The sequence below is a fragment of the Peribacillus sp. NPDC058002 genome (assembly GCF_042886655.1).
Taxonomy (GTDB): domain Bacteria; phylum Bacillota; class Bacilli; order Bacillales; family DSM-1321; genus Peribacillus; species Peribacillus aracenensis.
Genome location: NZ_JBHVQU010000206.1, coordinates 1 through 6,250 on the forward strand (window position 1 = coordinate 1; position 6,250 = coordinate 6,250).

At 41.2% G+C, this 6,250-nt stretch carries 5 protein-coding genes; 1 reads left to right on the top strand and 4 read right to left on the bottom strand.

The annotated features are described in order from the left end of the window. The 3 genes from parC to ACFVSH_RS21640 form a co-directional block, all read right to left on the bottom strand. On the bottom strand, positions 1 to 1,687 hold a 1,687-nt coding region (gene parC, locus ACFVSH_RS21630), incomplete at its 3' end, for a DNA topoisomerase IV subunit A (RefSeq protein ID WP_387707754.1). After that, positions 1,677 to 3,662: a DNA topoisomerase IV subunit B gene (gene parE, locus ACFVSH_RS21635; RefSeq protein ID WP_141994290.1), complete on the bottom strand. Its 1,986-nt coding sequence runs from the start codon at positions 3,660 to 3,662 to the stop codon at positions 1,677 to 1,679. The genes parE and parC, both read right to left, overlap by 11 nt. A 384-nt stretch (positions 3,663 to 4,046) precedes the next feature. Further along, complete coding sequence (locus ACFVSH_RS21640) at positions 4,047 to 4,457, bottom strand: CoA-binding protein (protein WP_098371897.1); 411 nt, start codon at positions 4,455 to 4,457, stop codon at positions 4,047 to 4,049. Between the two features lie 489 nt (positions 4,458 to 4,946). On the opposite strand from ACFVSH_RS21640, the gene plsY reads away from it, so the two are divergent. Beyond that, positions 4,947 to 5,534: a glycerol-3-phosphate 1-O-acyltransferase PlsY gene (gene plsY / locus ACFVSH_RS21645; RefSeq protein ID WP_260286133.1), complete on the top strand. Its 588-nt coding sequence runs from the start codon at positions 4,947 to 4,949 to the stop codon at positions 5,532 to 5,534. A 64-nt stretch (positions 5,535 to 5,598) separates the two neighbouring features. Here plsY and ACFVSH_RS21650 read toward each other — a convergent pair whose 3' ends face one another. Beyond that, positions 5,599 to 6,075 carry a methyl-accepting chemotaxis protein gene (locus tag ACFVSH_RS21650; RefSeq protein ID WP_387707756.1) on the bottom strand — a complete coding sequence of 159 codons (477 nt, stop codon included), beginning with the start codon at positions 6,073 to 6,075 and terminating at the stop codon, positions 5,599 to 5,601. Between the last annotated feature and the right edge of the window lie 175 nt (positions 6,076 to 6,250).

Sequence of the window (6,250 nt, forward strand, 5' to 3'; positions counted from 1 at the left end):
GGTATAGGTAGTTCCCTTTGGATGTGAACAGCAACAGGACATCTGTTGTATTCATCTCCAGCCTCTGGAGCAGGCGATCGGAATCCTTCATGCCAAAATCAAGACCTCCTGATGCTGCATATGATCGTAACGATGTCCGTTTGACATAGCCTTCTTTCGTCACGGTAACCATCACGTCTTCACTAGCAATCAAGACTTCAAGATTGATTTTGATTTCTTCAATTTCTTTTTCGATTTTGGAACGCCGTCCGTCATCAAAGCCCTTTTTAATGAATCTAAGTTCTTTTTTAATTACTTGAAGAAGAACTCTTTCACTGCCAAGAATCTTTGTCAATTCCTCTATTTTGTTCTTCAATTCCGCTGCCTCTGCTTCAAGTGCTGTAATATCCGTATTTGTCAGCCTATATAACTGCAAGGAGACAATGGCTTCAGCTTGCGCTTCTGTAAAAGCGAATTTAGCAATGAGGTTATCTTTAGCATTCCGTTTGTCTTTAGATGCCCGGATGACAGCGATGACCTCATCTAATATGGATAAAGCCTTCACTAAACCATCGACGATATGTGCCCTGTCATGTGCCTTTTGCAACTCATAACGTGAACGGTTCACGATTACCTCTTTACGGTGTTCGATATATGCATCGAGCATTTTAGGCAGGCTCATCAATGTTGGACGTTTTTTATAAATCGCAACCATATTGAAATTGTAAGCGATTTGGAGATCGGAATTTTTGTATAAATAATGCAGGACTCCATTTGCATCTGCTTCTTTTTTCAGTTCAATGACAATGCGCAGTCCTGTACGGTCGGTTTCATCCCTTACTTCGGCAATGCCTTCCACTTTCCGGTCTAGACGGAACTCATCCATCTTCTTGACAAGGTTTGCTTTATTGACTTCATATGGGATTTCAGTGATGACGATTTGCTGCTTGCCGCCCCGAATCGTTTCCACTTCCGCCAACCCGCGAATGATTATTTTCCCTTTACCTGTTTCATAGGCCTTACGAATGCCTTCAATTCCTTGAATGATACCGCCAGTAGGAAAATCCGGCCCTTTAATGACCGTCATTAAATCAGCGACTGTCGCTTCCGGTTTATCGATTCGCATAATGGCAGCATCAATGACTTCACCAAGTTGATGTGGCGGGATTTCAGTGGCATAGCCGGCTGAAATTCCTGTAGAGCCGTTTACAAGCAGGTTAGGGAACATTGCAGGTAATACAATGGGCTCTTCAGATGTATCATCAAAGTTCGGTACGAAATCGACCGTCCTTTTTTCTATATCCCGCAGCATCTCGGAGGCAATCGATGAAAGCCTTGCTTCCGTATACCGCATCGCAGCAGGAGGATCACCATCGATACTGCCATTGTTTCCGTGCATTTGGACCATGACCTTCCGCAGCTTCCAGTCTTGGCTCATCCGAACCATTGCCTCATAAACGGACGAATCTCCGTGAGGGTGATAGTTACCAATTACATTACCGACCGTTTTTGCGGATTTCCTGAATCCTTTTTCCTGAGTATTTCCTTCGACATGCATCGCATACAATATCCTGCGCTGCACCGGTTTTAAACCGTCCCTAGCATCCGGAAGTGCCCGGTCTTGGATAATATATTTACTATAACGCCCGAAGCGGTCACCAATTACCTCTTCAAGCGGCAAATCTCGAAACGTTTCTTCAAATACCATCGTTAATGACCTCCTCTTCAATCGACATATTTTCATTATCTAAAATATTCGATTCCTCTTCGAGACCAAAAGCGACATTGGCTTCAATCCACTTACGACGCGGTTCAACCTTATCTCCCATCAACGTTGTCACACGTCTTTCTGCACGGGCACCATCATCGATCTTCACACGTATCAATGTCCTTGTTTCCGGGTTCATGGTGGTATCCCATAATTGGTCGGCATTCATCTCACCCAGCCCTTTATAGCGCTGAATCATATAGCCTTTCCCCACCTTGTCTATCGCTCCCTGAAGTTCTTCGTCACTCCATGCATATTCAATTACTTCTTTCTTCCCGGTCCCTTTGCTCACTTTATATAAAGGGGGCAAGGCAATGTAAACCTTCCCTGACTCTATTAACGGCTTCATATAGCGATAAAAGAAAGTCAGCAGCAGCACTTGGATATGGGCACCATCCGTATCGGCATCAGTCATGATGATCACTTTATCATAGTTAGTGTCCGGCGTGTTGAACTCCGCCCCGACACCTCCGCCGATGGCATGGATGATCGTATTTATTTCCTCGTTTTTAAAAATATCGGCTAGTTTCGCCTTTTCCGTATTGATAACTTTACCCCGTAATGGCAGTACTGCTTGAAAACGGCGATCCCGGCCTTGCTTAGCGGATCCCCCAGCAGAGTCCCCTTCCACAAGATACAATTCATTCCGTTCGGGATTCTTCGATTGAGCTGGTGTTAATTTCCCAGAAAGGATTGCATCGGATTTCTTCCGTTTCTTCCCGCTTCTTGCGTCCTCACGAGCTTTGCGTGCAGCTTCCCTTGCTTGGAACGCTTTAATCGCTTTTTTAACCAATAGGGTACTCGTTGTCGGATCTTCTTCAAAAAAGTAGGCTAAGTGCTCTGATACGATGGAATCGACTGCAGAACGGGCTTCACTGGTTCCAAGCTTGCTCTTGGTTTGTCCTTCGAATTGAAGAAGTTCTTCAGGGATACGTACTGAAATGATTGAAGACAAGCCTTCACGTATATCGGTACCTTCGAGGTTTTTATCTTTTTCCTTTAAGAGCCCCATTTTTCTGGCATAATCATTAAATGCCCTTGTCATGGCCGTTTTTGCACCAATCTCATGGGTGCCTCCGTCTTTTGTACGAACGTTATTTACAAAGCTTAAAATATTTTCTGAATAACCATCATTGAATTGAAAGGCGAGTTCGACCTCTATCCCATTTTGTTCCCCTTCCAAGCTGACTACACTATGAAGGGTCTCTTTTTCTTCATTTAAATAATCAACAAACGCTTCAATTCCATTTTCATAGTGAAAAATTTCATTATGGTCGTTACGCTCATCCGTCAATTCTATCTTCATGCCTTTTAAAAGAAAAGCCGATTCGCGAAGACGTTCACATAAGATATCATAATTAAAAGTCGTCACCGAAAATATTTTTGGATCGGGCTTGAAGTGGATTTTGGTCCCAGCTTGATTCGTTTTACCGATTTTCTCCAGTGTGGTCTCTGGCTTTCCGCCATTGAAAAAACGTTGTTCGTAAATGAACCCGTCCCGTTTGATGGTCACGACAAGCCATTCAGACAACGCGTTAACGACCGAAGCACCTACTCCATGAAGGCCTCCACTCGTTTTATATCCGCCTTGTCCAAATTTCCCTCCAGCATGAAGAATCGTCAAAATGACTTCAGGCGTCGGCTTACCTAATTTATGCATGCCAATAGGCATTCCGCGCCCTTTATCCGACACACTTACACTGTTATCTTTATGTATTTTCACACTAATTTGGTCTCCATATCCAGCTAAAGCCTCATCTACGGAGTTATCTACAATCTCGTACACTAAATGATGAAGTCCGCGTGCATCAGTACTGCCGATATACATACCGGGACGTTTTCTGACCGCTTCGAGTCCTTCCAGTACCTGAATTGCATCATCATTGTACTCGATTGTTTTTACTTTCTTTGCCACAGAAATTCCCCTTTCCTTACTAAACACAATTTCCGGGCCAAATCATACTGCAATGAAATGACTCACTAGCTTAACAAATTCATTAATACGTTAATATCATATAAAAAGTATAATACTTTCCCGAACAAAGAACAAGTGTTCTATTTTTTTATCCTTTTTATTAGCGTTTGCACATTTGTGTGGAACAAAACGTATCATAGCTACCATTCTAATTGTAGCGGTAAATTTTCATTTGGCAAATATACTTTTATTATTTTAATCAAATTTAGCTTTAATGGCCCAAATTTCCCGATCGCTCGGTGCCCGCTATGGCTGCCTTTTAGTTTTTTCTCCGATTGAGATACAGCGATGCCTAAAAAAAGAGCGGAAGTTCCGCTCTTCATATTACTTGGTAAGGGCGTGTTCGACTTTTATGCATCGATTCATGATGACAGTATATCCTTTTTCTTTCAAAAAATTATAGGCTTCTTCATTTTCCACCCCAAGCTGCGCCCAAAAGATATCTGCATCGATTTCTGCAAATTCCTTGGCTATCTCCGGAAGGAACTCTGAACGGCGGAAAACATTGACGATATCGACGTGACCTTCAATATCTTTCAGAGCTTTAACTGCCTTGACACCCAGCACTTCAGAGATAGCAGGGTTTACCGGGATGATTTCATATCCGCTTTCCTGCATGGCCTTTGATACCATATAAGAAGTACGCTCAGGGTTATTAGATAAGCCAACGACAGCGATGCGCTTCGATTTTTTCAACATCTTTCCCATTTCTTCCCTGCTTGGATTTTCTATCATTTTTTTCAATCCCCTTTATAATAAAATGTAATATTTGACTAAAGAGTATTCCTAACAAAGGCATCTACAGACAAAAGCTGTTTATTACCATTATTAAGAAAAACCATTATACAAGAAAGAAAAAGTTTCGAAAAGGCATGACTCACTTAACTTACTTATGTTCATACAGACTACCACGTATTGTAACAATTTATACAAAGAGGCATCCTTCATTTATATTGACGAAAATAAGGAAGGCTAAACTTTTCACCCTTCATGAACTTAACGTATATCAAAAGATGTAAGTTCATCAAGGAAAATTCATTTTTTTAGTGGATTTTTTTTGGACAACCGTACCATTTTGTCACGAAAATGTTACAATAAGAGAAGCTTAACAGGGATTTTAAGGCTGTTTTTAGCTATTTCTACACGTTTATTTTGAAAAAGGGATTAATCGACCCTTAAACGTGATAAAAAAAGAAGATTTTTCTTAAAAGAAAGGGTAATAGAATGCTTACATTTATCACTATACTGGCTGCCTACCTGATCGGCTCGATTCCTTCCGGTTTAATAATTGGTAAAACATTTTACAAAATCGACATCCGGGAGCATGGCAGTAAAAATCTGGGCGGGACAAATACCTTCAGGACACTTGGTGTCAAGGCAGGGCTAACCGTTACTATCATGGATATACTTAAGGGTACCCTAGCAACTTATCTGCCGTATATGCTAGGCGTGGACATGCATTTATTGCTAGCCGGAGTTATTGCGGTCATCGGTCATATGTTTCCCATTTTTGCAAATTTTCGGGGCGGAAAAGCGGTGGCAACTTCTGCTGGTGTCATTCTTGCTTATGAACCATGGTTTTTTGTCTTTGCCGTCATCATTTTCTTTATATCCTTATACATATCCAAATATGTCTCGCTTTCATCCATGATTGCTTGTCTTCTTGCTCTCATCTACAGTTTAGTTTTCCATATTGATGATCCGGCGCTCATTATTGTAATCAGTTTAATAACGATTTTCATTTTTTACCGGCATCGAGCTAACATCAAGCGAATTATCGATAAAACTGAACCGAAGGTAAAGTGGTTGTAAGATCAAAGTGAAAATAGGCCCTTATGCATGGGCCTATTTTCCATTCTGCAATTCATTAGCCGTGTTATTCAGGATTCAGGATACCGGCATGCCTTGAAACCTTTTCAGTATCGTTTCCGATTTCCTGGATGTTTGACACTAATCCCTGAATTTCCATTTCCTTTTCTGCAGAATCGGTCACATTCCCTTTGATAACCCCGATCATTTCATTAAAAATATTTTCTGTTGACTCCAATTCTTTCTCTCCTGCTTGTACCGCTTCATTGACCCTTGGGATGGAATCAACAAAATCTTTCATATATTCATTTGATGTTTGCACGATTGCATCTATTTCAGCTATCGATTTTTTAGTCTGTTCTGCAAGTTTCCTGACCTCATTTGAAACAAATCCATCATGTTCGCCTGCCCGTGGTGCCTTGATGGCTGAGTTCAATGATAGTAAATTTGCCTGGTAGTCTATTCCCTGTACTAGCTTAACAAACTCGGTAAGGCTTAGGAAAAATTGGTTTAATAAAACGAGATTTTCATCAACATTTTTCATGAAGATAACAAGGTTTGTATCTTTTCCGTTAAGATCTGCATACGATTCTGCCCCTCTTCAGCCAATGTTTTGGAACAAAGTGATTGTTCAGCGCTCGTTGCGATCTACATTTTGACATATTGACCGCTTTCTATCCATTGCTTAACGGAAGTAATGGATGAATGGTCAAGTAGGG

Bases quoted from the DNA above. Each gene is read 5' to 3' on its own strand.
- ACFVSH_RS21640 (WP_098371897.1), bottom strand. From the start codon at position 4,457: ATGATAGAAAATCCAAGCAGGGAAGAAATGGGAAAGATGTTGAAAAAA.
- plsY (WP_260286133.1), top strand. From the start codon at position 4,947: ATGCTTACATTTATCACTATACTGGCTGCCTACCTGATCGGCTCGATT.
- ACFVSH_RS21650 (WP_387707756.1), bottom strand. From the start codon at position 6,075: ATGAAAAATGTTGATGAAAATCTCGTTTTATTAAACCAATTTTTCCTA.